Source organism: Eubacterium ramulus ATCC 29099 (assembly GCF_000469345.1).
Classification (GTDB): Bacteria; Bacillota; Clostridia; order Lachnospirales; family Lachnospiraceae; genus Eubacterium_I; species Eubacterium_I ramulus.
The window spans coordinates 11,922-36,924 of sequence record NZ_KI271153.1; the positions used below are offsets into that span (position 1 = coordinate 11,922).

Annotated in this window: 19 protein-coding genes; 12 read left to right on the plus strand and 7 right to left on the minus strand. The window is 43.0% G+C overall.

From position 1 onward, the window contains the following. Window positions 1–163: 163 nt before the first annotated feature. The 4 genes from HMPREF0373_RS10705 to HMPREF0373_RS10720 all read right to left on the minus strand — a co-directional run bounded on the left by HMPREF0373_RS10705 (window position 164) and on the right by HMPREF0373_RS10720 (window position 4,746). Complete coding sequence (locus tag HMPREF0373_RS10705) at window positions 164–952, minus strand: amino acid ABC transporter ATP-binding protein (RefSeq protein ID WP_021739731.1); 789 nt, start codon at window positions 950–952, stop codon at window positions 164–166. A gap of 15 nt (window positions 953–967) precedes the next feature. Beyond that, complete coding sequence (locus tag HMPREF0373_RS10710) at window positions 968–1,651, minus strand: amino acid ABC transporter permease (RefSeq protein ID WP_021739732.1); 684 nt, start codon at window positions 1,649–1,651, stop codon at window positions 968–970. Window positions 1,652–1,974: 323 nt separating this feature from the next. Then, window positions 1,975–2,820, minus strand: a complete 846-nt coding sequence (locus HMPREF0373_RS10715) for a transporter substrate-binding domain-containing protein (RefSeq protein ID WP_022036435.1) — start codon at window positions 2,818–2,820, stop codon at window positions 1,975–1,977. Between the two features lie 285 nt (window positions 2,821–3,105). After that, the gene (locus HMPREF0373_RS10720) at window positions 3,106–4,746 is read right to left on the minus strand and encodes an ABC-F family ATP-binding cassette domain-containing protein (protein WP_021739734.1); all 1,641 of its coding nucleotides are present in this window, start codon (window positions 4,744–4,746) and stop codon (window positions 3,106–3,108) included. A gap of 601 nt (window positions 4,747–5,347) precedes the next feature. On the opposite strand from HMPREF0373_RS10720, the gene nifJ reads away from it, so the two are divergent. The 11 genes from nifJ (at window position 5,348) to HMPREF0373_RS10775 (ending at window position 20,385) form a co-directional block, all read left to right on the plus strand. After that, window positions 5,348–8,884: a pyruvate:ferredoxin (flavodoxin) oxidoreductase gene (gene nifJ / locus HMPREF0373_RS10725; protein WP_044964012.1), complete on the plus strand. Its 3,537-nt coding sequence runs from the start codon at window positions 5,348–5,350 to the stop codon at window positions 8,882–8,884. 166 nt (window positions 8,885–9,050) lie between these two features. Further along, the gene (locus HMPREF0373_RS10730; protein WP_021739737.1) at window positions 9,051–10,478 is read left to right on the plus strand and encodes a DUF512 domain-containing protein; all 1,428 of its coding nucleotides are present in this window, start codon (window positions 9,051–9,053) and stop codon (window positions 10,476–10,478) included. Between the two features lie 207 nt (window positions 10,479–10,685). Beyond that, window positions 10,686–12,011 (plus strand): ribosome biogenesis GTPase Der, encoded by a 1,326-nt coding sequence (gene der / locus HMPREF0373_RS10735; RefSeq protein WP_021739738.1) that lies wholly within the window; start codon window positions 10,686–10,688, stop codon window positions 12,009–12,011. Next, complete coding sequence (gene plsY, locus HMPREF0373_RS10740; protein WP_021739739.1) at window positions 12,011–12,655, plus strand: glycerol-3-phosphate 1-O-acyltransferase PlsY; 645 nt, start codon at window positions 12,011–12,013, stop codon at window positions 12,653–12,655. The genes der and plsY overlap by 1 nt, the downstream gene beginning before the upstream one ends. Window positions 12,656–12,849: 194 nt before the next feature. Continuing rightward, complete coding sequence (locus HMPREF0373_RS10745; RefSeq protein WP_021739740.1) at window positions 12,850–13,857, plus strand: NAD(P)H-dependent glycerol-3-phosphate dehydrogenase; 1,008 nt, start codon at window positions 12,850–12,852, stop codon at window positions 13,855–13,857. A 122-nt stretch (window positions 13,858–13,979) separates the two neighbouring features. Beyond that, window positions 13,980–14,870 carry a hypothetical protein gene (locus HMPREF0373_RS10750; RefSeq protein ID WP_021739741.1) on the plus strand — a complete coding sequence of 297 codons (891 nt, stop codon included), beginning with the start codon at window positions 13,980–13,982 and terminating at the stop codon, window positions 14,868–14,870. Window positions 14,871–14,998: 128 nt separating this feature from the next. Continuing rightward, the gene (locus tag HMPREF0373_RS10755; RefSeq protein WP_044964014.1) at window positions 14,999–15,433 is read left to right on the plus strand and encodes a dUTP diphosphatase; all 435 of its coding nucleotides are present in this window, start codon (window positions 14,999–15,001) and stop codon (window positions 15,431–15,433) included. A 238-nt stretch (window positions 15,434–15,671) separates the two neighbouring features. Beyond that, the gene (locus HMPREF0373_RS10760) at window positions 15,672–16,784 is read left to right on the plus strand and encodes an ABC transporter ATP-binding protein (RefSeq protein ID WP_021739743.1); all 1,113 of its coding nucleotides are present in this window, start codon (window positions 15,672–15,674) and stop codon (window positions 16,782–16,784) included. A 133-nt stretch (window positions 16,785–16,917) separates the two neighbouring features. Continuing rightward, window positions 16,918–18,033 carry a PucR family transcriptional regulator gene (locus tag HMPREF0373_RS10765; RefSeq protein ID WP_021739744.1) on the plus strand — a complete coding sequence of 372 codons (1,116 nt, stop codon included), beginning with the start codon at window positions 16,918–16,920 and terminating at the stop codon, window positions 18,031–18,033. Between the two features lie 95 nt (window positions 18,034–18,128). Beyond that, entirely contained in the window at window positions 18,129–19,784 is a 1,656-nt protein-coding gene (locus HMPREF0373_RS10770) for a putative manganese-dependent inorganic diphosphatase (RefSeq protein ID WP_044964016.1), read from the plus strand. A gap of 37 nt (window positions 19,785–19,821) precedes the next feature. Continuing rightward, window positions 19,822–20,385 carry a flavin reductase family protein gene (locus tag HMPREF0373_RS10775; RefSeq protein WP_022035241.1) on the plus strand — a complete coding sequence of 188 codons (564 nt, stop codon included), beginning with the start codon at window positions 19,822–19,824 and terminating at the stop codon, window positions 20,383–20,385. A gap of 84 nt (window positions 20,386–20,469) precedes the next feature. On the opposite strand, the gene HMPREF0373_RS10780 is transcribed toward HMPREF0373_RS10775, so the two are convergent. From HMPREF0373_RS10780 to HMPREF0373_RS10790, 3 genes are all read right to left on the minus strand, one after another. Beyond that, window positions 20,470–20,985 (minus strand): DUF4364 family protein, encoded by a 516-nt coding sequence (locus tag HMPREF0373_RS10780; RefSeq protein ID WP_021739747.1) that lies wholly within the window; start codon window positions 20,983–20,985, stop codon window positions 20,470–20,472. Window positions 20,986–21,049: 64 nt separating this feature from the next. Further along, complete coding sequence (locus tag HMPREF0373_RS10785; RefSeq protein WP_021739748.1) at window positions 21,050–21,967, minus strand: TIGR01212 family radical SAM protein; 918 nt, start codon at window positions 21,965–21,967, stop codon at window positions 21,050–21,052. Between the two features lie 5 nt (window positions 21,968–21,972). Further along, window positions 21,973–23,127 carry an NAD(P)-dependent malic enzyme gene (locus HMPREF0373_RS10790; RefSeq protein WP_022035239.1) on the minus strand — a complete coding sequence of 385 codons (1,155 nt, stop codon included), beginning with the start codon at window positions 23,125–23,127 and terminating at the stop codon, window positions 21,973–21,975. Between the two features lie 294 nt (window positions 23,128–23,421). On the opposite strand from HMPREF0373_RS10790, the gene rho reads away from it, so the two are divergent. Then, window positions 23,422–24,936, plus strand: coding sequence for a transcription termination factor Rho (rho, locus tag HMPREF0373_RS10795; protein ID WP_021739750.1), 1,515 nt, complete (start codon window positions 23,422–23,424; stop codon window positions 24,934–24,936). The last annotated feature ends 67 nt before the right edge of the window (window positions 24,937–25,003 follow it).

Genomic DNA, 25,003 nt, shown 5'->3' on the forward strand with positions numbered 1-25,003 from the left:
CACCAAGTCTCACGTGCGTTCGACTTGAATGGCTAATTATTTCACTGTGTAAATAGCGAAAACGAAGCATCCTGTCAGGGGTAGTGAGCGTCTAGCGTTCCGACAGGATGCTTCGTTTTCGCATTAAAAATTAAATTTCAGCCAACAACAAGACAAATAAGCTTTACTCTCCGTCGTGGAACCGGGACAAAAACTGTCGTGTCCGTTCTTCCTTTGGATGTTCGAATACCTGATAAGGATCACCCTGTTCAAGAATATAACCATCATCCATGAAGATGACCTGATCCGCCACATCCCGGGCAAAGGCCATTTCATGTGTCACTATGACCATTGTTGTCTTGGTTTCCGCTAATTCTTTGATGACTTTCAGTACTTCGCCGGTCAGTTCCGGATCCAGGGCAGAAGTTGGCTCATCAAAACAGAGAATATCCGGTTGCATGGCCAGTGCGCGGGCGATTGCAACACGCTGACACTGTCCACCGGAGAGTTGGTGCGGGTAGTTGTTGATCCGTTCGGAAAGTCCCATCTGCTTTAAAAGACTGACAGCCTGTGCTTCAATTTCGTCGTGGATTTCTTTTTTTCGTGCTTTATAGTCCGGACGCTCTTTGGCAAGTAATTCCTTTGCGAGCATAACATTTTTCAGTGCTGTATATTGAGGAAAAAGATTAAAGGACTGAAAAACAAGTCCGAAATGCAGACGGTTTTTACGGATTTCCGATTCCTGCATGGTTGTTGGATTTGCTGCATCAAAGACAGTTTTGTCCTTGACGCGGATCATACCATTGTCCGGCTGTTCCAGGAAATTCAGGCAGCGCAGAAGCGTGGTTTTTCCACTTCCGGAAGAACCAATGATGGACAGTACCTGGCTTTCTTCCAGAGAAAAGCTGATATCCTTCAGCACCTTTGTCTGTCCAAAGGATTTGCATAAATGTTCTGCTTCTAAAATTTTCATGATCAGTTTCTCCTTTTATCTGAAATAATCCAGTTTCTTTTCTAATTTTCCAAGTACCACTGTCAGAATACCGTTGAAAATAAGGTAGTAGATGGCGGTGAAGAACAGTGGCCAGATCTGTCCGGAAATACCCTGAGAACCTTTCATAAAGGCCTGTCCTGCCCAGATGATCTCCTGCAGTGCAATGATGCGTGCGAGAGAAGTGTCCTTTACCAGTGTCAGGATTTCGTTTGACATTGGTGGAATGATTCTTTTTACCATCTGTAATAATTTTACACGGAAGAAAATCTGGGATTTGGTCATGCCCAGAACCAATCCGGCTTCTTCCTGACCTACCGGTACACTTTGAATACCACCGCGGTAGATTTCGGAAAAGTAGCAGGCATAGTTCAAAATGAAGGAAACGGATGCTGCGAGGAAACGTCCGGTTTCGCCGCCGCCCCAGATTGGGTTATGTAATACCAGTCCCGGGAAAAAGTAGATGATCAGTAACTGGATCATCAGAGGGGTACCGCGGACAACCCAGATCAGAAGTTTAAAAAAAGCACTGACTGGTTTGATGCGGGACATGGAACCGAAACAGATTGCAAGACCCAGAGGACATGCGCCAATCAGGGTAATGACAAAAAGTCGTAATGTCTGTAAAAAGCCGATATTTAAGGAATGAATGACAATCGGCAGCTGTTGTGAAAAATCCATGATAGTTCCTGCTTTCTCTAAATATTTTTGTCACAGCTCACGCATCATATGCATTGAATTCATGCGTATGCCTACGTGAAAAAACGTGTGAACGGTACATTTTTATGCACAACAAAGAGCGGAAACTCCGCTCTCTGTTTTTAATTAAAAATCACTATTTATTTTACAAATCTCAACAAACAAATATCTCTCAACAAACAAATATTACTCAACAAACAAATATCTTTCAATAAAACAAGGATATAACCAGATAAGACCGGATAGCGGTTATTTGGTTATGAATAAGCAACATAAGCAAATGGCTATGTTGTGTGATCACAGGATTATTTCTGCTCAACAACTGCAGCCTGTACACCATATTTTTCAGCAATCTGCTCCATGGATCCGTCAGCATAGCTGGATTTGAAGAAGTTATTTAATTCCGCAGCCAGATCAGAACCTTTTCTGAAACCGACACCGTATTCTTCATCATTTAATCCAATGGTGTAAGTCAGGTTGGAATAACCGGTGCCTTCGCCAACCATTGCGGCAGCCATCAGGGAATCGATGATAGCAGCATCGGATGTGCCTGCAGCAACTTCCATCAGTGCATCTGACTGAGCAGTAACAGCAGTGTAGTTTAAGCCAAGTTCCTGAGCCTGTGCTTCGCCGGCACTTCCGGATTCAACAGCAAAAGTGAGATCTTTTAAGCTGTCTTTGTCCTGATATTTATCAGCTACGTCAGACGGAACAACAACTACCTGTGCATTGTTACAATAAGCGGTTGTACAGGACATGGAACTTGTTACTTCATCTGTCAGTGTCATGCCATTCCATACACAGTCGATGGTTTTTCCATCTAATTCAAGGATTTTGTTGTCCCAGTCGATTTCTACAAACTCAACATCTACGCCAAGACTTTCGGCAAAAGCAGATGCAAGGTCAGCATCAAATCCAATCCAGTTTCCGTTTTCATCCTGATAATCCATTGGCTCGAAATCTGTGATACCTACCACCAAAGTACCTTTGTCTTTAACATAAGCAAGATCGCTGTCTGTGCTTTCTGCTGTTGCAGAGGTATCTTTGCTGTTGCCTGCGGAAGCAGATCCGCTGCTGTTTGTATTGCCACATGCAGCCATGGAAGCGACCATACCCGCAGCAAGAACGAGTGCTAATAATTTCTTTTTCATCTTCTTTTCTCTCTCCTCTGATAAATCTTTCTTAAAACATGCTACCATGTTACCAATTTACCATACTAAAGTCAAGAAAAAAATGAAAAAAGTTTTTATACAGCAAGGATATTCGCGCTATAGATCATACAGAATATAGGGGTATTTTTGTTATTACAGAATGACAAAAGGGTCTGAACTCATATTGTAAGTATCGGAAACAATATGAATTCAGCCCCTTCTTATTTTGAGAGGATTGTGGGAGTGTAAAGCACGAAGCAATCCGTGTGTTCAAGAAACAAGGATTTAGTTATCTTCTTCATCCGAAGATGCCATTGTATATACAGAACGTTTTCTTGCCATCTCATCACTTTCCAGATATTCATCGTATGTGGTGATTTTGTCAATGATTGAGCCGTTTGGCATAAATTCAATGATGCGGTTTGCGGTTGTCTGTACAATCTGGTGATCGCGGGAAGCGAAGAGCAGTACACCCGGGAATTTGATCAGACCGTTGTTCAGAGCGGTGATGGATTCCATATCCAGGTGGTCGGTCGGCTCATCCAGAATCAGTACATTGGATGCTTCGATCATCATGCGGGAGAAGAGTACACGTACTTTTTCACCACCGGAGAGTACACGCATCTTTTTAACACCGTCCTCGCCAGGAAAGAGCATACGGCCAAGAAATCCGCGGACATAAGTAGCGTCTTTGATCTCGGAGAACTGTGTCAGCCAATCTACAATGATAAGATCTGTATCAAAAATTTTGGTATTGTCTTTCGGGAAATAGGACTGGCTTGTGGTAACACCCCACTTGTAAGTACCTTCATCCGGTTCCATTTCGCCTGTTATAATTTTAAATAAAGTAGTTTTTGCAAGCTCATTGCTTCCGACAAATGCGATTTTATCTTCGCGGTTTACGATAAAGGATACGTTATCCAGAATTTTAACACCGTCGATGGTTTTACTTAATCCTTCTACAAGAAGCACTTCATTACCAATTTCGCGGGATGGGCGGAAGTCAATGTATGGGTATTTGCGGCTGGACGGTTTGATCTCATCCAGCTGGATTTTCTCCAGTGCTTTTTTTCTGGAAGTAGCCTGTTTGGATTTGGAAGCATTTGCAGAGAAACGGGAGATGAACTCCTGTAATTCCTTGATTTTCTCCTCTTTCTTTTTGTTCGCTTCTTTCATCTGTTTTACCATTAACTGGCTGGATTCATACCAGAAGTCATAGTTTCCGGCATAAAGCTGGATTTTTGCGTAGTCAATATCAGCGATATGAGTACAAACTTTGTTTAAAAAATAACGGTCATGAGATACGACAATGACAGTATTTTCAAAGTTGATCAGGAATTCTTCCAGCCATGCGATAGCATCAAGATCAAGGTTGTTTGTCGGCTCATCCAGCAGCAGGATATCCGGATTTCCGAATAATGCCTGTGCAAGCAGGACTTTAACTTTCAGCGGACCTGGCAGATCTCCCATGGTAGCGTAGTGGAATTCAGTGTCAATTCCAAGACCGTTCAGCATGGTAGCGGCATCAGATTCTGCATTCCAGCCATCCATATCGGCAAATTCCGCCTCAAGTTCACTGGCACGGATACCATCTTCATCTGTGAAATCTTCTTTCATGTAGATGGCATCTTTTTCTTTCATGATCTCATAGAGACGTTTGTTTCCCATGATAACAGTATCAAGAACGGTGTAGGCATCGTACTTGAAGTGATCCTGCTGCAAGAAGGAAAGTCGTTGGCCGGCGGTGATGGAGATATCGCCGTTTGTTGGCTCCAACTGTCCACTTAAAATCTTCAGAAATGTGGATTTGCCGGCACCATTGGCACCAATCAGACCGTAGCAGTTGCCTTCTGTAAATTTAATATTTACATCTTCAAACAACGCCTTTTTACCGATTCGTAATGTTACATTATTTGCACTGATCATAAATTCTTCTCCTTAACTTCTTTATTATATATGTGTTTTATTTCTAATAATTTACCTCTGGTATTGTACACAAGATTATATATAAAAGCAAGGAAAACATGCGCAGAAGAATGATTTTTGCATCACAGAAAACATTTAGAAAATTTTTTGGGGGTGTGGCTGCATTTTTTGCGGGGGCAAAGCGACTGCGTTCATGAGCAAGTAGCGAAAACGGATTGCGAATGTCCGCTTTACTGATGTTTCTAAAATAGAAACTTTATGCTTGGGTATGACGGTTTATGATTTTAAATGAATAAAATTCAAGATAGACATGAATAAGTTGAGTGATGAGATTGTATGCAATATTATACGCTCAAGGTTCTTGTTTTCAACAGAAAAGTAGGTTACAATACGGTTATCACGTTGGAAGTTCTCGGGGAAGTTTTCGGGGATTTGTAACGTTGCCACAAAGATGAACGCAGAAAAAAACAAAATTGTATTGAAATATATACAATTTTGGGATATACTGATGTTGCTTTTTTGTGAAAATATTGTAAGATAAGGGTAAAGCATTGTTAACTAATTAACAAAACTAAATCAAAAGAATTTAGGAGGAATGGAAATGAAACGTTCTATGAAAACCATGGATGGTAACCATGCAGCAGCTCATGCATCATATGCATATACAGATGTTGCGGCTATCTATCCGATCACTCCGTCATCTGTAATGGCAGAAGCTACAGATGAGTGGGCAACACAGGGAAGAAAAAATATTTTCGGTCAGACTGTAAAAGTAACAGAGATGCAGTCCGAGGCTGGTGCAGCCGGTACTGTACACGGTTCTCTGGCAGCAGGTGCTCTGACAACTACTTATACAGCATCTCAGGGTCTTCTCCTGATGATTCCAAACCTTTATAAAATCGCTGGTGAGAGATTACCAGGTGTATTCAACGTATCTGCACGTACACTTGCAAGCCATGCATTATGTATCTTCGGTGATCATTCTGATGTTTATGCCTGTCGCCAGACTGGCTGCGCAATGCTTTGTGAGTCCAGCGTTCAGGAAGTAATGGATCTGACACCGGTTGCTCATTGCTCAGCAATCAAAGGAAGACTTCCGTTCATCAACTTCTTCGATGGTTTCCGTACATCTCATGAGATTCAGAAAATCGAGACATGGGATTATGAAGATCTGAAAGATATGGTAGATCTTGATGCAATCAACGCATATCGCCAGAATGCATTAAATCCAAATCATCCATGTCAGATGGGTTCCGCACAGAATCCGGATATCTTCTTCCAGGCAAGAGAGGCATGCAACCAGACTTATGATGATATGCCTGCAATTGTTCAGGAATACATGGACAAAGTTAATGAAAAACTTGGTACAAACTATAAATTATTCAACTACTATGGTGCAGAAGATGCTGAGAAAGTTATCATCGCTATGGGATCTGTATGTGAGACAATCGATGAGACAATTGATTATCTGATGGCAAAAGGCGAGAAAGTAGGTCTTGTAAAAGTACGTCTGTACAGACCATTCTCAGCAGAAGCTCTGGTTAATACTATTCCGGATTCTGTAAAACAGCTGATCGTTCTTGATAGAACAAAAGAGCCGGGAGCTATGGGTGAGCCACTTTACCTTGATGTAGTTGCTGCATTAAAGAATACAAAATTCGATGCAGTTCCGATCTTTACAGGACGTTACGGACTTGGTTCCAAAGATACAACACCTGGACAGATCATCGCTGTTTATAACAATACAGAAAAAGAAAAATTCACAATCGGTATCGTTGATGATGTTACAAATCTTTCTCTGGAAGTTACAGAGCATCCGGTTACAACTCCGGCTACAACAATCAACTGCAAGTTCTGGGGACTTGGAGCAGATGGTACCGTAGGTGCTAACAAGAACTCCATCAAGATCATCGGTGATAATACTGATATGTATGCTCAGGCTTACTTTGATTATGATTCCAAAAAATCAGGTGGTGTAACCATTTCCCACTTACGTTTTGGTAAAGATCCGATCCGTTCCACATATCTGATCAACAAAGCAAACTTTGTAGCATGCCATTGCCCGGCTTATATCCACAAATATAACATGGTTCAGGATCTGGTTCCGGGTGGAACATTCCTTCTGAACTGCTCATGGGATATGGCAGGACTGGAAGAGCATCTTCCGGGACAGGTAAAACGTTATATTGCAGAGAACGATATTAAGTTCTATACAATTGACGGTATCAAGATCGGTAAAGAAATCGGACTTGGCGGACGTATCAATACAGTACTTCAGTCTGCATTCTTTGCACTTTCCAACATCATTCCGGCTGACAAAGCAAACGAACTGATGAAAGCAGCTGCAAAAGCTACTTATGGTAAAAAAGGTGATAAGATCGTACAGATGAACTACGATGCAATTGATGCCGGTGCTAAGCACGTTGTTAAAATCGAAGTTCCTGAAAGCTGGAAAACAGCAGGTGAAGAGAGCCTTACAGGTGCTGCAGTAACAGGCGCACGTCAGGATGCAGTTGATTTCGTAAACAACATTCAGAAGAAGATCAATGCTCAGATGGGTAATACATTACCGGTATCTGCATTCAAGGATTATGTAGATGGTTCCACACCTTCTGGTACATCCGCTTATGAGAAACGTGGTGTGGCAGTAGACGTTCCGGTATGGGATGTAAATAAATGCATCCAGTGTAACCAGTGTTCTTATGTCTGCCCGCACGCAGCAATCCGTCCGGTTGCTATGACAGAGGCTGAGGCAGCTGCAGCTCCGGAAGGAATGCAGTACAAAGATATGACAGGAATGCCGGGATACAAATTCGCTATCACAATTTCCGCATACGATTGTACCGGATGTGGTTCCTGTGTAAACGTTTGCCCGGATAAGATTCAGGCAATCACAATGCAGAACTTCGAAGCTAATGAGGCAGAGCAGGCTTACTTCGATTATGGTGTATCTGTTCCGGACAAAGCAGAAGTTATTGCTAAATTCAAAGAAAATTCCGTAAAAGGATCTCAGTTCAAACAGCCGCTGCTTGAGTTCTCAGGCGCTTGTGCTGGATGTGGTGAGACACCGTACGCAAAACTGATCACTCAGTTATTCGGTGACAGAATGTACATTGCAAACGCAACAGGATGTTCCTCTATCTGGGGTAACTCTTCACCGTCCACACCATACACAGTAACTCCGGAAGGAAAAGGACCGGCTTGGTCAAACTCCCTGTTCGAGGATGCTGCAGAGTTTGGTTATGGTATGCTTCTCGCAAACAATGCATTAAGAGGTGCATTAAAAGAGAAAGTAGAAGATGTTGTTGCTAACGGAACTAACGAAGATGTAAAAGCTGCCGGCCAGGAATGGTTAGATACTTACGGATGCGGCGTTACAAACGGACCTGCTACTGACAAGCTCATCAAAGCGTTAGAGGCATGCGGTTGTGACAAAGCTCAGGAAATCCTTGCTCAGAAAGACTTCCTTGGAAAGAAATCCCAGTGGGTATTCGGTGGTGACGGATGGGCTTACGATATCGGATTCGGTGGCGTAGATCATATCCTTGCAAGTGGCAAAGATATCAACGTAATGGTATTTGATACTGAGGTATATTCCAATACAGGTGGACAGTCTTCCAAATCTACAAACATCGGTGCAATTGCTCAGTTCGCAGCAGGTGGTAAAGATGTTAAGAAGAAAGACCTTGCTTCCATCGCAATGAGCTATGGTTATGTGTATGTAGCACAGATCGCAATGGGTGCTGATATGAATCAGTGCGTGAAAGCAATCGCTGAGGCTGAAGCATATCCGGGACCGTCTCTGATCATTGCTTATGCTCCATGTATCAACCATGGTATCAAGATTGGTATGAGCAAAGCTCAGACAGAGGAGAAGAATGCAGTAGCAGTAGGTTACTGGAATAACTTCCGTTACAATCCGGCTCTGGCTGCTGAAGGCAAGAATGCATTCACTCTTGACAGCAAAGCTCCAAGCGGAGATTACAAAGCATTCCTGAATGGAGAGGTTCGTTACAATGCTCTTGTAAGACAGGATCCGGAGAAAGCAGATCGTCTCTTTGAGAAATCTGAAGAAAATGCAAAGGCAAGATACGCTTACCTGAACAAACTCGTAAAACTTTACGGAACAGAAGAGTAAGAATTTCATCTCAGTCTGATTTGTAAATATTTCGAATGATAATAAGAGGTATGCCGCTTCGGCGGCATGCCTCTTTTACTGTCTTCAGGAGTGGAGGGGCTGGAAAAAAAGGTTGATGTTATATCACAAATTGGTTACAATGGTACAGAATGAAAGGATGAAATGAATGAAGAAAAAAGAACATAAGATCGACAGTGTCGAACCGGGCAGCATTGCGGATGAGATGGGAATTGAAGCCGGGGATGTATTGCTGACTGTCAACGGAAAGCCGATTCAGGATGTGTTTGATTATCATTTTCTGATCAATGACGTGACATTGAACCTGTTGATCCGGAAACCGGATGGTGAAGAGTGGGAACTTGAAATAGAGAAAGATTATTATGAAGATCCGGGTATTGTATTTGAAAATGGTCTGATGGATGATTATAAATCCTGTTATAATAAATGTATTTTCTGTTTTATAGATCAGATGCCGCCTAATATGAGGGAGACATTATATTTTAAAGACGACGATTCCAGACTATCTTTTTTACAGGGAAATTATGTAACCCTGACCAATATGAAGGATGAAGATGTGGAGCGTATAATCACTTATAAACTGGCACCGATCAACGTATCTGTGCATGCAATGAATCCGGAGTTGCGTTGCAAGATGCTGCATAACCGTTTTGCCGGAGAAGCACTGGACAAAATTCGCCGTTTTTATGAGGCAGGGATTGAGATGAACGGCCAGATCGTGCTTTGCAAAGGGGTCAATGACGGTGCAGAGCTGGAACGAAGTATCCGGGAGCTGGCAGACTATCTACCCTACATGGAAAGTCTTTCTGTGGTACCTGTGGGACTGACAAAATTCCGGGATGGTTTGTATCCGTTGGAGCCGTTTACAAAGGAGGATGCAAAAAAAGTACTGGAGATGATTCATAAATGGCAGAAAATATGCTATGAAAAACACGGTACACATTTTGTACAGGCATCGGATGAATGGTATCTGCTGGCAGAAGAACCGTTTCCACCGGAAGAAAATTATGATGGATATATTCAGCTGGAAAATGGTGTGGGCATGATTCCATTGTTGGCGAGCGAGTTTGATGCTTGTCTGGAGCTGGAACAGGAAGAGGGAGAAAAAGACCTGTTTCAGTCAAAACGCTCCGGCAGAACCGAAGGTTTTCAACTGTTTGGCAGAAAGAAAAAACAGGTGGCTGCTGAGGGAACATCCGGGTATCGCCGTATTGTATCCATTGCTACCGGAAAATCAGCGGCACCGTTGATGCGGAAGCTGGCAGCAAAGTTCATCTGCCTGCATCCGGATATCAAAGTCAATGTATATCAGATTCGAAATGATTTCTTTGGAGAGATGATTACCGTGTCGGGACTGTTGACAGGACAGGATCTGAAGGCACAGCTGATGGGCCAGGAACTGGGGGATGTATTGTTGCTTCCATGTAATCTGCTGCGCAGCGGAGAAGAAGTATTTTTGGATGATGTGACATTGTCAGAATTGGAAAACGCTTTACAAGTGCCGATTCATATTGTAAAATCAGACGGGCAGTGTCTGTATGAGGAACTGCTTGGTCATAACCTGAACGTAGAATAAGCATTTCCCAGCTTCTGGTGCGTGACGTAACGAAGCAATGGGTAAGCGGATGCTTTATGCGGCAGGAGTTGAGCACTCGCATTGACAGGCTACAAAGCGTCTGCGTTCATGGGCAAGTGGTAAAAGCGGATTGCGAATGTTCGCTTTACAGATCTATAGAAGTAACTTGAGGTTAAACAGAATTCGAAAAGAGACGAGGTATAAAATATGAGTAAACCGGTTGTAGCGGTTGTGGGACGTCCGAATGTAGGAAAGTCTACGTTATTCAATGCCCTGGCAGGAGAACGTATTTCCATCGTAAAGGATACACCGGGTGTCACAAGAGACCGTATTTATGCAGATGTGGAATGGTTGAACCATTCCTTTACTATGGTAGATACTGGCGGTATTGAGCCGGACAGCAAGGATGTAATCCTTTCACAGATGCGTGAACAGGCAGAAATCGCCATTGCTACTGCGGATGTAATCCTTTTTATGACAGATGTACACCAGGGTTTGGTGGATGCGGATGCGAAAGTAGCTGATATGCTGCGCCGTTCGCACAAACCTGTGGTTCTGGTAGTGAACAAAGTGGACAGTTTCCAGAAATATATGTCGGATGTCTATGAGTTTTATAATCTTGGAATCGGTGATCCACTTCCGATTTCTGCAGCATCACGCCTTGGAATCGGTGATATGCTGGAGGAGGTTGTAAAGCATTTTCCGGCGTCTGCCCAAGAAGAAGAGGAAGATTCCAGACCAAAGGTAGCCATTATCGGAAAACCAAACGTAGGAAAATCTTCATTGGTCAACAAGCTGGCAGGCGAAGCCCGTGTTATCGTATCTGATATCGCAGGGACAACCCGTGATGCCATTGATACAGAAGTGAAATATAATGGCAAAGAGTATATTTTTATTGATACTGCGGGTCTGCGCCGCAAAAATAAAATCAAAGAAGAAATCGAACGTTACAGCATCATTCGTGCGGTAACAGCGGTGGAGCGCGCAGATGTGGTTGTTATTGTTATCGATGCCACAGAAGGTGTCACTGAGCAGGATGCGAAGATCGCAGGCATTGCTCATGAGCGGGGAAAAGGTATCATTATTGCAGTAAATAAGTGGGATGCCATTGAAAAAGATGACAAGACGATTTATAAACATACAAATAAGATCCGTGAAATTTTAAGTTTTATGTCTTATGCGGAGATTATGTTTATATCTGCTAAGACGGGGCAGCGCCTGAACAAAATGTTTGAAATGATCGATATGGTTCTGGAGAACAATGCAATGCGTGTGGCTACCGGCGTCTTAAATGAGATTATGACAGAAGCAGTGGCAATGCAGCAGCCACCTTCTGATAAAGGCAAACGTCTGAAACTGTATTACATTACACAGGTTGCAGTAAAACCGCCAACATTTGTCATTTTTGTAAATGATAAAGAACTGATGCATTTTTCTTATACGAGATATCTGGAAAACAGAATCCGTGATACTTTTGGGTTCAAAGGAACGGCTCTGAAATTTATCATCCGTGAGAGAAAGGAAGATAAATAATGGTAGTATTTCGAATCATCAGTGCTCTGTTAGGCTACCTGTTTGGTTTATTTCCTACCGGAGTTCTGTATGGAAATGCCCATCATGTGGATATCCGTTCCAAGGGCAGCGGCAATACCGGTACGACAAATTCCCTGCGTGTCCTTGGGTGGAAAGCCGGCGTGATCGTATTTCTCGGTGACTGTCTAAAGGCAGTTGCAGCTATGGCCATTATTTGGTTTGTGGCAAAAGACCGTTATCCGGACACGGTGAAGTTACTGGAACTGTATGCGGGATTTGGTGCGGTTCTGGGACATAATTTTCCATTTTATATGAAGTTTAAAGGTGGGAAAGGTATTGCCAGCAGTGTGGGAATCATTTTTACATTTGACTGGAGAATGGTTCCAATCTGTGCAATTCTCTTTTTTGCATCTGTGGTACCAACGGGATTTATGTCTTTGGGCTCCCTTGGAATCCTCAGTGGATTTTTTGTACAGACCATTGTGTTTGGGCAGATGGGGTGGCTGAAGATTGCTACACAGTTTTTGCCGGAAGTCTATGTGCTTACCGGTATTCTGACAGCACTGGCATTTTGGCAGCATCGGACGAATATCAAACGTCTGGCAACCGGAACGGAGAATAAATTCCGCCCGGCGAAAAAATAATGACAGTTGCGGATAATAGGTATGTATTATACAATGATAGTATAAGAAAAAACATATCATAGGGCAGGGACTACCCGAATAAACGCCTGTGGAGATAATAGGTTACAAGGTCTGTGAAGCAGGAAATCCATTGGATTTAGACAATGGGTAAGTTCACTGGTATATAGTAAAAACGGATAACAGGGAGGCAGAAAATGGCAGAAATAGGTGTAATCGGTGCCGGAAGCTGGGGAACAGCGTTGGCAGTAGTTCTGGCCCATAATGGACATCAGGTAACCGTATGGTCAATTTTGGAAGAAGAAGTGGAAATGCTGACCAGAGAGCATGAGCATAAAGATAAGCTTCCGGACGTAAGAATCCCGGAGACAGTGACATTCACCACGGACCTGAAGACTGCGGCAGAGGGAAAAGAAATGGTTGTATTGGCAGTACCATCACCCTTTACCAGAAGTACAGCACACAATCTGGCCGAGTTTATCACAGAGGGGCAGTTAATTGTTATCGTGTCCAAGGGTATTGAAGAAAGTACCCTGATGATTCAGTCTGAGATTGTGGAACAGGAGATTCCGCAGGCAGATGTAGCAGTTATGTCGGGTCCGAGTCATGCGGAGGAAGTTGGCCGTGGTTTACCGACTACTGTGGTGGCAGGTGCACATACAAAACAGTCTGCTGAGCAGGTCCAGACGTTCTTTATGAACGAAGTGTTTCGTGTCTATACAAGTCCGGACATGCTGGGGATAGAGTTGGGGGCTTCCCTGAAAAATGTTATTGCGTTGGCAGCCGGAATGGCAGATGGACTTGGCTATGGTGATAACACAAAAGCAGCTCTGATTACCCGTGGAATCAAGGAAATCAGCCGCTTAGGCGTTGCTATGGGTGCAAATACCGAGACATTGAACGGATTGTCCGGCATCGGTGATCTTATCGTAACCTGTGCCAGCCGTCACAGCCGGAACCGAAAAGCCGGTATGTTGATCGGTCGTGGCTATTCGATGCAGCAGGCAATGGATGAGGTCAAAATGGTCGTGGAAGGTGTTTATTCAGCGAAAGCTGCCATTGCCCTCGCTAAAAAATATGAAATCAATATGCCGATTATTGAACAGGTGAATGCTGTGCTTTTCGAAAATCAGCCGGCTAAAGATGCTGTAATGGAGCTGATGCTGAGGGATAAAAAGGCAGAACATGAGGATATTCTGTGGTAGCGTGCAGCGTGTGTTTTACTGCGTTCATGAGCAAGTAGCAAAAGCGGATTGCGAATGTCCGCTTTACTGAAAAAATATCCGGGAAAAGCAGATAACAGAACATATGATTGGGGGATGACAGAATGCTGATACAATGCGGAAAATGTGGTAAAGTGTATGATTATGACAAGTACAGCGGGATTTGCCCGAAGTGTGCGCGGTATAACCGGTTGGACAGTCGGGAGGATATGGAACAAAACATGCATGACAGATATGATACCGGGAGCCATCCGCATCAGCATGACTGGTATCAGGAACCCAAAAATACTTACAAGCACAGTCCGAAGTCCTATGCACATGAGGAAGAGAAACGTGAAACTGGGTGGAAGTCAGCTGACAGATCCGATAACAGCAAAATCAGAGAGCATATGGGAGTAAAAATTTTCGTTATTGTGATATGTATGATCGTCGGTATTTCGGCAGTAGCAGCGGTTCTGTTTTCTCATGTACAGGATATTTTCAATGATGGATGGGAGATTGGTGATCAGGATTACGAACAGACAGAGGAAGTGATTGATCCGGAATATCAAAACCGCATTTATGTAGATTATGCATGGGCGGATTATCTGGGAGATGAGCTCAGCGAGGTAGACTGGGAGGAATATGTGAATGATTATTTCACAGAGGCTACCGATGGAGAACTGGAACAGCTTTCCACACTTACGGCAGAACCCGGATATGTGTATTATCTGATTTCTATAAATATCAAAAACAATCTGCCTGAAACGTATAATCTGTCATACCTGACGGCTGATCTGATCAGTTTCTGGTCCGATGAAGATATGGATGGTAATCCAGACACTTATTATCCGGTGGAAAAACTGTTTACTATCAGTCAGCCGGAGACGGAGTCCATGGATAATAATTATATCGATGTACTTGTAGCAGTTCCGGAAGAACTGGAAGATCTTTATGGTGCTTGTGCCTTGAATGACAATACAGAAGAATTTGATTGTTATTTATATCAGGATTAAGATGATAAAATCATTGATATAAAATACATAAAAGCAGTAGGAGACCTGGTGTTTACAGAGGATACCAGGTCTTCTTAGCGTAATTACGTAATCAGAATTGTGCTTATCAATAAATGGAGGAAGATAAAATGGAAAACATTCGAATTAAATATTTTACGGATCGAATTGATAAACTGGAGTATATCGACGGAAAATCTGACTGGATTGATCTGCGAGCCAGCGAGACCGTAGAATTAAAGGCTGGTGAATTTAAGTTGATTCCGCTGGGCGTTGCCATGGAGTTGCCGAAGGGATATGAGGCACATGTGGTTCCACGCAGTTCCACATTTAAAAACTATGGCCTGTTGCAGGTGAACAGCTGCGGCATTATTGATGGTTCTTACTGTGGCGATGAAGATATGTGGCGGATGCCGGTATATGCGACCCGTGATACGGTTGTAAATCTTAATGACAGAATCTGTCAGTTCCGAATTATGCAAAATCAGCCACAGATAGTGTTCCAGGAGGTAAATGCTCTGGGAAACAGTAACCGTGGTGGCTTTGGCAGTACCGGAAAACAATAATCTGCGGTTGAATGTCCACTTTACAAACAAGTTCGTTAAAATGTCAAAAAAATGGGAAACCTATCGGCGTAATGCTGAAAAATTATGAGATATATACAAAAAACTGGCAGAAATAACAAGGTTTTGATGGTAATTTTGTTAAAATACCTGATGACAAAAGAAACACAATTTGTTAAAATAACAACATAAAGCAAAGCAGTGGTTTTGTGGAGAATTATTTTATGGAGGGTAATTAAAAATGGCAGAATTATCATTGAAACACGTTTATAAGAGATATCCAAACGGTTTTGAGGCCGTAAAGGATTTTAACCTTGATGTAGCAGATAAAGAATTTATCATCTTCGTAGGTCCATCTGGATGTGGTAAATCTACAACACTTCGTATGATCGCAGGTCTGGAGGAAATTTCTGAAGGTGAGTTCGATATCGACGGTAAAAGAATGAACGATGTTGAACCGAAAGACAGAGATATTGCCATGGTATTCCAGAACTATGCATTATATCCTCATATGACAGTATATAATAATATGGCATTTGCGTTAAAATTAAGAAAAGTTCCGAAAGACGAGATCGATAAAAAAGTTCGTAACGCAGCAAGAATCCTTGATCTTGAGAAATTACTGGATCGTAAACCAAAAGCTCTTTCCGGTGGACAGAGACAGCGTGTTGCCATGGGACGTGCTATTGTGCGAGAGCCGAAAGTATTCCTGATGGATGAGCCGCTTTCCAACTTGGATGCAAAATTAAGAGTACAGATGCGTTCTGAGATTTCTTCCTTACATCAGAGACTTGGTGCAACTATCATCTATGTAACTCATGATCAGACTGAGGCTATGACACTTGGTACAAGAATCGTTGTTATGAAAGACGGTGTCATCATGCAGGTAGATTCTCCGCAGAAACTGTATAATGAGCCGAACAACCTGTTTGTTGCAGGATTCATCGGTTCTCCGCAGATGAACTTCATGGATTGCGTATGCAAAATTGAGGGTGACAAAGTTACTCTGACAAATGGCGATGCAACTTATGTAATGCCTGCAAATAAAGCAAAGGCATTAAAAGATGGTGGATATGACGGAAAGACGGTTGTATTTGGTATTCGTCCGGATGATATGGATGATTATTCTGAGTATATTGAAAAACATGCAGGATATACGATTAAAGCAAAATGTACCGGATATGAGCTGCTTGGTTCTGAAGTATTACTGTACTACACAACCAATGGTGTCACAATGACTGCTAAAGTTGATTCCACTACACCATGCCGCTATGGTGATGATGTGACAGTTGCTTTCGATATCGACAAAGGACATATTTTCGACAAAGAGACAGAGCAGATTATTTCACACTAAGAGATGAAATACAATTGTATGTACATTGAGGCAGTTGTGTAGATATAAGACTGGGTATGAGTATCATACCCAGTTTTGTTGTATAGGGTGTTCCTTCCCTGTACGTCAATAATTGATTTGGGAGGTAAGAACAGTGGCGGAAGCACATATATCCGGGAAAAAACTGACGCAGGCATTGCGTGAAATGAAAGAAATATCCAGAATGGATTTCGTCCTTTTTTCAAAAAAAGGAAAACTTCTGGCGTCGACCTGTCCCGAACCGGATATGAAGATGCAGGAGTTTGTGACACAGTTTGGAAAATCCATGGCAGAAAGTCAGACGATCCAGGACTGGATTTTCCTGAAAATCGAGATTAATGAGAAAACAGAACACATTTTACTGGTCAATAAAAATGGAAGTGAGGACTCTTCCTATGTCATTGGACGGATGGCAGCCTGCCAGATCCGAAATTTGTACCTGTCTGCACAAGAGCCGGTAAATGAGACTAATTTTCTGCGCCGCATGCTGCATGGCGATTATTCTGAACGGCAGATACGGGAAGAAAATCAGGAAGTCCGACTGAAAAGCGGATCGTATTTGTTATATGTGATACGTCTGGCGACAGAACAGGATGAGATTGTCATGGAAACATTGAAGAATCTGTTTGTCTTGTATAATGTAGATTATCTGGTGGATGTGGAAGAGGACTGTGTCGTGCTGATCAAAAATGTTCAAGGCATGGAGATGAAGGCAGAACAATATGCACGCTGCATTATAGATAATCTTCAGACAGAGGCCATGATCAATGCCTGGGTGGGCTATTCGGATCCGGCAGAGAGTTTTTTGGACTTCCGTAGCCGGTATCAGCAGGCATGTACGGCGTTGCAGATTGGAACGGTATTTTATGACGAAGAGCGGGTGTTTTATTACCGTCATCTTGGTCTTGGACGGATTATTCAACAGCTGTCCCCGGAACTTTGTGATCTTTTTCTGGAAGAAGTACTGGGAGAGCACGCAGAGGTGGAACTGGACGAGGAGACTCTGGCGACGATCAATCATCTGTTTGACAACAATCTAAACATATCTGAGACGGCCAGACAGCTCTTTATTCATCGCAATACGCTGGTGTATCGTCTGGAACGTATCGAAAAGAAACTTGGTCTGGATATACGGACTTTTGAAGATGCGATGTTATTCAAAATCGCAATGATGGTTCGTACCCGTCGAAATACAATTGCACAGGAAGCACAATCCATAGTTGCCAAATAAAAACTGAAGTGGTAAAATAATATAATACCCAGTGACGTATGTTGCTGGGTACTTACACGTTAAGCAATAAAGGGTACAGGAGTAAAAAATCAGATATGAGTATAAACGAAAAAAAGAAAGTCTGGGTGGTAGGACATAAGAATCCGGATACAGATTCTATCTGTGCTGCCATCGCTTATGCAAATCTGAAAAATCAGGCGGACGGGAATCGATACGAGGCAAAACGTGCCGGTGAACTGAATGAAGAGACAAAATATGTGCTGGATACATTTGGGGTAAAATCGCCTGGATTGATCACAGACGTTGGGGCACAGGTAAAGGATATCGAGATTCGGAAGACCCCGGGTGTCAGCGGCAAAATTTCTCTGAAACGTGCCTGGGAAATGATGAAGGAGCAGAATGTTGTAACGCTTCCGGTGACGGATAAGGAGAATAATCTTGAGGGTCTGATCATTACAGGTGATATTGCAACTTCTTATATGGATGTATATGATAACAGTATTTTGTCCCGTGCCAAGACACAGTATCAGAATATTGTGGATACACTGGACGGAACTATGCTGTGTGGCAATGAGCATGCATACTTTATGAAAGGAAAAGTAGTGGTTGGCTCTGCAAATCCGGAAACCATGGAACAGTTTCTGGAGGATGATGATCTGGTTATCATGGGAAACCGTTATGATGCTCAGATCTGTGCACTGGAGTCCAATGCAAGCTGTATTGTGATCGCCGGAAGCCCACAGGTTCCGAAAACGATTGTAAAAATGGCAGAGGAGAAGCATTGCGTACTGATCACAACGGATTACGATACTTATACAGCAGCCCGTCTGATCAACCAGAGCATGCCAATCAAATTCTTTATGCGCCGGGAACAGTTGGTCACTTTTGAAACAGAAGAGTATATTGACGAGGTACGCGAGATTATGTCCAAGGAAAAACATCGTGATTTTCCGGTACTGGACGAGGATGGCAAATACATCGGCATGATTTCCAGACGAAACCTGTTGAATATGAAGAAAAAACAGTTGATTCTGGTGGATCATAATGAAAAGACACAGGCAGTAGACGGCATTAGTGGAGCGGATATTCTGGAGATCATTGATCACCACCGGATTGGAAGTCTTGAGACGATGTCCCCGGTATTTTTCCGGAATCAGCCACTGGGATGTACAGCAACAATCATCTATCAGATGTATCAGGAGCAGAAGGTTGCCATTGATAAAAAAGTAGCAGGATTACTCTGTTCGGCAATTCTGTCTGACACACTGATGTACCGTTCTCCGACCTGCACACCGCTTGATAAGGCTGTTGCAGAAGAACTGGCACAGATCGCTGATATCAATATCGAGGAGCACGCAAAAGCAATGTTCCAGGCCGGCAGTGATTTCGGAAGCAAAACACCGGAAGAAATTTTCTATCAGGATTTCAAAACTTTCAGCCAGGATGGTGTGGAGTTTGGTGTCGGTCAGCTCAGTGCCATGACCCAGGAAGAACTGGAGCAGGTGCGTGACAAATTACTGCCATATTTGCGGGACGTTCTGGTAGAACGAAAAATCGAGATGGTATTTGTGATGCTGACAAATATTATTGAAGAGACAACTTATCTTATCTGTGCGGGTGAAAAGGCAGATGACTTAGTAGAAAAAGCATACCATGTTCATAAAGAAGGCGATTATCATGTCTTGAAAGGTGTTGTATCCAGAAAGAAGCAGCTGATTCCGATGTTTATGTCAGCGATGCAGGAACAGTAGAGTCTGCAATCATAAAGTGAGAAAGGATAAGAGAGCGATGGAAAGAGAGTATTGGAAAGCAGGAAACATGCTTTATCCGGTGCCGGCAGTGATGATCAGCTGTCAGAGACCGGGAGAGCGTCCGAATATTATTACGGTTGCCTGGACCGGAACAATCTGTTCTGATCCGGCGATGGTGTCTATTTCTGTTAGGAAAGAGCGTTATTCTTATGATATTATCAGAGAAACTGGAGAATTCGTCATCAACCTTACTACAAATGATCTGACTTTTGCAACCGATTACTGTGGTGTGAAGTCCGGAAAGGATGTAGATAAGTTTAAAGAAATGAATCTGACACCGAGTAAGTCAAAGACGATTTCCGCACCTGGTATTTCAGAAAGCCCGGTAAGTCTGGAATGTAAAGTAAAGCAGGTGTTGGAACTTGGTTCACACGATATGTTTCTGGCGGAGGTGACGGCAGTATCAGTCGATCCGAAATATATGGATGAGAAGGGAAAATTTCATTTGAATGATATCGGTCTGACGGCTTATTCTCATGGTGAATATTTTAAGCTTGGAGAGAAGATCGGGTCTTTCGGTTATAGTGTGAAAAAGAAATAGAAACTCTGAATGAAAAATATTAAATAAAAAAGAACAGGATATAGCAATCGGAAGAGCCAGTTGCTATATCCTGTTCTTTTCTTTTTATCGGATCAGAGTGTCCATTAGCATTTCATATACATCAAAATTTGACCGTTTCCAGTTACGGCAGACAGCCTCTGCCTGATCACGGTTCTGTACATGAATTGTCAGATCTACCAGGTCAGTGCGTTGATTCTGAATTCGACAACGGACAGCATATCCATGATTAGCTGCTTTATAGTAATCGGCAAAAATTGCCGTTTCCTGTCGCAGATCAAAATGATGAGCCTGAAAATAAGTACGGATATCTTCTTTGATGGCATCGGATATTTTTGTGTGGAAAAAATCCAGGGTTTGTCGGCCGTAGTCTGTCAGGTGATAGCGGGTATTGTTATGGGTGGATTCGGCAGTGATCAGATCTGTCTGCAGAAGACTGGTGATCGCTTCTTGTACCGTGAAATAATTTGTATATTCTTTTTCCAGAACAAAATTTGTGATTTGTGTGTTAGTCAGCGGATATTCGACCAGGTTCAGCATATACAGGATCATAACGCGGTACATGGTGTCTAATTCTGTCATGGTTCAATGCCTTCTTTCTATATTCTCCTGCATATCTTGTAGTAAGAATGTCAACAGCATAGTATCAGGATTGAAATTTACTTCCCTGATAGGTCTTTCGTTCTTGCAGACGCTTACGGATGGTATTCAGCACTCGTTTTTTATCCGTGCTCCAGCGGGGAGCCAGCAGCAGGGCGCGGGGACCGTCCCCGGTAATGCGGTGTACCACCATGGAAGGGGGAAGCAGTTCCAGACAGTCTGCGATAAAATCACAGTATTCTTCCAGCGTAAAGAGTGGAAATGGATGCTGTTCATAATAATCTGCCAGATCAGTATCAGACAGTACATGAAGCAACTGCAACTTGACACCGGATACCGTAGAATGTGCCACATAGTTTACCGTATCCAGCATATCCTGCTTTGTCTCACCGGGGAGTCCGAGAATGACATGGGTGATCACCGGAATTTTACAGGTGTGTAAGGCTGTCACTGCCGTTTCATAACATGCCAGTGAAAATTCTCTGCGGATAAAATCTGCTGTTTTCTCATGGATTGTCTGGAGCCCGAATTCTATCCACACCGGTTTGATCTGGTTCAATTCGGACAACAGTGTGAGGATTTCATCATTGATACAGTCCGGTCTTGTGGCGATGGATAGTACAACAATGTCTGGATGGCGGATCGCTTCCAGAAAAAGCGGGCGTAGATAAGAGACAGGGGCATAGGTGTTTGTATACGCCTGAAAATAGGCGATAAATTTGCGGCATTTTGTTTTAGCTGCCAGTTTCTTTTGACCGGATGCAATCTGTTCACTTACAGAGAGCAGATGATTTTCAGCAAAATCACCGGAGCCACCGCGGCTGCAGAAGATACAGCCGCGGGTTCCCTTGGTGCCGTCACGGTTCGGGCAGGTCATACCACCATTCAATGAAATACGATATACTTTTTCACCAAAAGTTTCTTTCAGATAGGTGTCCAGTGAATAAAAATGATTCTGATTCATATATCCTAAGCTTCAATGTGAGATTTTACAGCCTGGCTGACTACATCAGATACACGTGGATCAAATGGCTCAGGCATGATGAAATCTTCGTTTAATTCTTCATCGCTGACAAGATCTGCAATTGCTTTGGCAGCGGCAAGTTTCATTTCTTCTGTGATCTGACGTGCATGTCCTTCCAGAGCACCTTTGAAGATGCCAGGAAAAGCAATGACGTTATTTACCTGGTTCGGGAAATCGCTGCGACCGGTTCCGACTACTTTTGCACCTGCAGCTTTCGCTACATCCGGCATGATTTCTGGAACCGGATTCGCCATGGCAAAGAGAATCGCATCTTTGTTCATGGAAGCGACCATTTCTGCGGAGACAATATTCGGAGCAGATACACCGACAAAGATATCAGCACCGCGGAGAGCGTCTGCCAGTGTACCGGTCTGTTTTTCCAGGTTTGTTACTTCTGTCATTTTCTGCTGCATCCAGTTCAGATCCGGATAATCTTTTCCGATGATGCCGAACTTGTCACACATAGTCACATGTTTGAATCCATAGGTAAGCAGTAATTTTGTGATGGCTATACCGGCAGAACCTGCACCGTTTACAACGACGCGGCAAGTTTCTTTCTGTTTGCCGGTAACGCGCAGGGCATTGATGATACCAGCCAGTACAACGATGGCAGTTCCGTGCTGATCATCATGAAATACTGGAATGTTCAGCATGGATTTTAAACGTTCTTCAATTTCAAAACATCTCGGTGCAGAGATATCTTCCAGGTTGATGCCGCCAAAGGTAGGTGCGATATTTGCAACTGTGCGGATAATTTCTTCTGTGTCCTGTGTGTCCAGTACGATAGGAATTGCATTGACATCTGCGAATTCTTTGAAGAGTACGCATTTTCCTTCCATAACCGGCATAGCAGCCAGAGCACCGATGTTACCGAGACCAAGAACGGCACTTCCGTCAGAGATAACAGCGACGGTATTTGCTTTCATCGTGTAGGTGTAGGCAGCAGAAGGATCCTCTGCAATGACTTTACATGGCTCTGCAACGCCCGGAGTGTATGCGATTGATAAATCTTCCCGGGATTTTACCGGAGATTTTGCTTCCGTGGAAAGCTTTCCGTTCCACTGTTTATGTAATGCTAATGCTTTTTCTTTTAAATCCATGTTCGTGGCTCCTTTGTAATCATTTTTCCTGCCTATCATACCATCAAAAAAAACACAAATCAAGGAATTCAAAAAAATACTTCCTATTTAAAGGATTTTAGTGTATAATACGGTTCTGACAAGTATTCGTGTCGATTCTGACAAGAAAATCCAATGAAACTATGAAATGATAAACAGAACAGATGATCTTGTGGTCATCACAATAGAAAGAACCGTGGAAAAATAGCAACAGTTCGATTTTTAACAGTTTAGTATTTTATAAACGTGACAAAATATCTTTGGCGGAGGTTATAAATGAGAGAAAAATACGAAAGCCTGTCCCTGGCAGTCTTAAAAGAACTTGCAAAAAGCAGAGGGCTGAAGGGAATTTCAACTCTGAAAAAAGCAGCACTTGTGGAACGCATGCTGCAGGAAGATGAGAAGGAAGCACAGAAGGCGCATGCCGGGGAAGCAGAACATGATGCTGAAAAAAAATCGGAAGCAGACAAGCATTCAGAGAGTGTAAAGCATACGCAGACAGAACACAAATCTGAAAAATCGGAGCATGAGAGCAGAAAACGTATTTATGAGCGCAGAGAACGTCCGGAGCGCAGAACTGTGAATGATACCAGAAGTACGAATGATCCGGAAAAACAGTCGGAAGAAGAACTGCCTGAAATCCGTAAGGATGAGGCATCTTTGGACAGCGGAGAGCAGGGAAATGGTATTCTGGAAGTTATGCCGGACGGATACGGATTTATCCGTTGTGAGAATTATCTGCCGGGTGACAATGATGTATATGTGGCTCCTTCTCAGATTCGTCGTTTCAATCTGAAAACAGGCGATATTGTCTGTGGTAATAAACGAATCAAATCCCAGGGTGAAAAATTTAGTGCTTTGTTGTATATCAACACAGTCAACGGATATCCGCCGTATGAGGCCAGCAGAAGAAAGGCTTTCGAGGATCTGACCCCGATTTTCCCGAATGAGCGTTTGCGTCTTGAAACAACCCCGAAAGAAACAGCTATGCGAATCATGGATCTGATTTCTCCGGTAGGAAAAGGACAGCGTGGTATGATCGTAGCTCAGCCAAAGGCGGGAAAAACCACATTGATGAAAAAAGTGGCGAATGCGGTAAAACATAATAATCCGGATATGCATATGATCATTTTACTTATTGATGAACGTCCGGAGGAAGTTACAGATATTAAAGAGGCGATTGAGGGCGATAATGTAGAAGTCATTTATTCCACGTTTGATGAATTGCCGGAACATCACAAACGGGTGTCTGAGATGGTAATCGAGCGTGCAAAACGTCTGGTAGAGCACGGAAAAGATGTTATGATCCTGTTGGACAGCATTACTCGTCTGGCAAGAGCATATAACCTGGTAGTTCCACCAAGTGGACGTACCTTATCCGGTGGTCTGGATCCTGCAGCACTTCATATGCCAAAACGGTTCTTTGGTGCGGCTCGCAACATGCGTGAAGGAGGAAGTCTGACCATTCTTGCAACAGCACTGGTAGAGACCGGAAGTAAGATGGATGATATGGTATACGAGGAGTTTAAAGGAACCGGTAACATGGAACTGATTCTGGATCGGCGTCTGTCGGAGAAGCGTATCTTTCCTGCTATTGATATTGTAAAATCCGGAACGAGACGTGAAGATCTGCTGCTGGATCAGGATGAGCAGGAAGCAGTCTATATTATGCGGAAAGCGTTCAATGGCATGAAAGCAGATGAGGCCGTAGAAAATATTTTAAATATGTTTGTTCATACGAAGAATAATAAAGAATTTGTGGATCTTGTCAAAAAACGTAAAATTTTCTAAAAAATGCTTGCATTAGATAAAACTGTATGATACAATTTAAAAGCTGTGTACCGAGAGTGTATCGGTG

What these genes read in the sequence shown, in the direction of transcription:
- HMPREF0373_RS10705 (WP_021739731.1), bottom strand. Translation starts at nt 952, where the DNA reads ATGAAAATTTTAGAAGCAGAACATTTATGCAAATCCTTTGGACAGACA.
- HMPREF0373_RS10710 (WP_021739732.1), bottom strand. Translation starts at nt 1,651, where the DNA reads ATGGATTTTTCACAACAGCTGCCGATTGTCATTCATTCCTTAAATATC.
- HMPREF0373_RS10715 (WP_022036435.1), bottom strand. Translation starts at nt 2,820, where the DNA reads ATGAAAAAGAAATTATTAGCACTCGTTCTTGCTGCGGGTATGGTCGCT.
- HMPREF0373_RS10720 (WP_021739734.1), bottom strand. Translation starts at nt 4,746, where the DNA reads ATGATCAGTGCAAATAATGTAACATTACGAATCGGTAAAAAGGCGTTG.
- nifJ (WP_044964012.1), top strand. Translation starts at nt 5,348, where the DNA reads ATGAAACGTTCTATGAAAACCATGGATGGTAACCATGCAGCAGCTCAT.
- HMPREF0373_RS10730 (WP_021739737.1), top strand. Translation starts at nt 9,051, where the DNA reads ATGAAGAAAAAAGAACATAAGATCGACAGTGTCGAACCGGGCAGCATT.
- der (WP_021739738.1), top strand. Translation starts at nt 10,686, where the DNA reads ATGAGTAAACCGGTTGTAGCGGTTGTGGGACGTCCGAATGTAGGAAAG.
- plsY (WP_021739739.1), top strand. Translation starts at nt 12,011, where the DNA reads ATGGTAGTATTTCGAATCATCAGTGCTCTGTTAGGCTACCTGTTTGGT.
- HMPREF0373_RS10745 (WP_021739740.1), top strand. Translation starts at nt 12,850, where the DNA reads ATGGCAGAAATAGGTGTAATCGGTGCCGGAAGCTGGGGAACAGCGTTG.
- HMPREF0373_RS10750 (WP_021739741.1), top strand. Translation starts at nt 13,980, where the DNA reads ATGCTGATACAATGCGGAAAATGTGGTAAAGTGTATGATTATGACAAG.
- HMPREF0373_RS10755 (WP_044964014.1), top strand. Translation starts at nt 14,999, where the DNA reads ATGGAAAACATTCGAATTAAATATTTTACGGATCGAATTGATAAACTG.
- HMPREF0373_RS10760 (WP_021739743.1), top strand. Translation starts at nt 15,672, where the DNA reads ATGGCAGAATTATCATTGAAACACGTTTATAAGAGATATCCAAACGGT.
- HMPREF0373_RS10770 (WP_044964016.1), top strand. Translation starts at nt 18,129, where the DNA reads ATGAGTATAAACGAAAAAAAGAAAGTCTGGGTGGTAGGACATAAGAAT.
- HMPREF0373_RS10775 (WP_022035241.1), top strand. Translation starts at nt 19,822, where the DNA reads ATGGAAAGAGAGTATTGGAAAGCAGGAAACATGCTTTATCCGGTGCCG.
- HMPREF0373_RS10780 (WP_021739747.1), bottom strand. Translation starts at nt 20,985, where the DNA reads ATGACAGAATTAGACACCATGTACCGCGTTATGATCCTGTATATGCTG.
- HMPREF0373_RS10785 (WP_021739748.1), bottom strand. Translation starts at nt 21,967, where the DNA reads ATGAATCAGAATCATTTTTATTCACTGGACACCTATCTGAAAGAAACT.
- HMPREF0373_RS10790 (WP_022035239.1), bottom strand. Translation starts at nt 23,127, where the DNA reads ATGGATTTAAAAGAAAAAGCATTAGCATTACATAAACAGTGGAACGGA.
- rho (WP_021739750.1), top strand. Translation starts at nt 23,422, where the DNA reads ATGAGAGAAAAATACGAAAGCCTGTCCCTGGCAGTCTTAAAAGAACTT.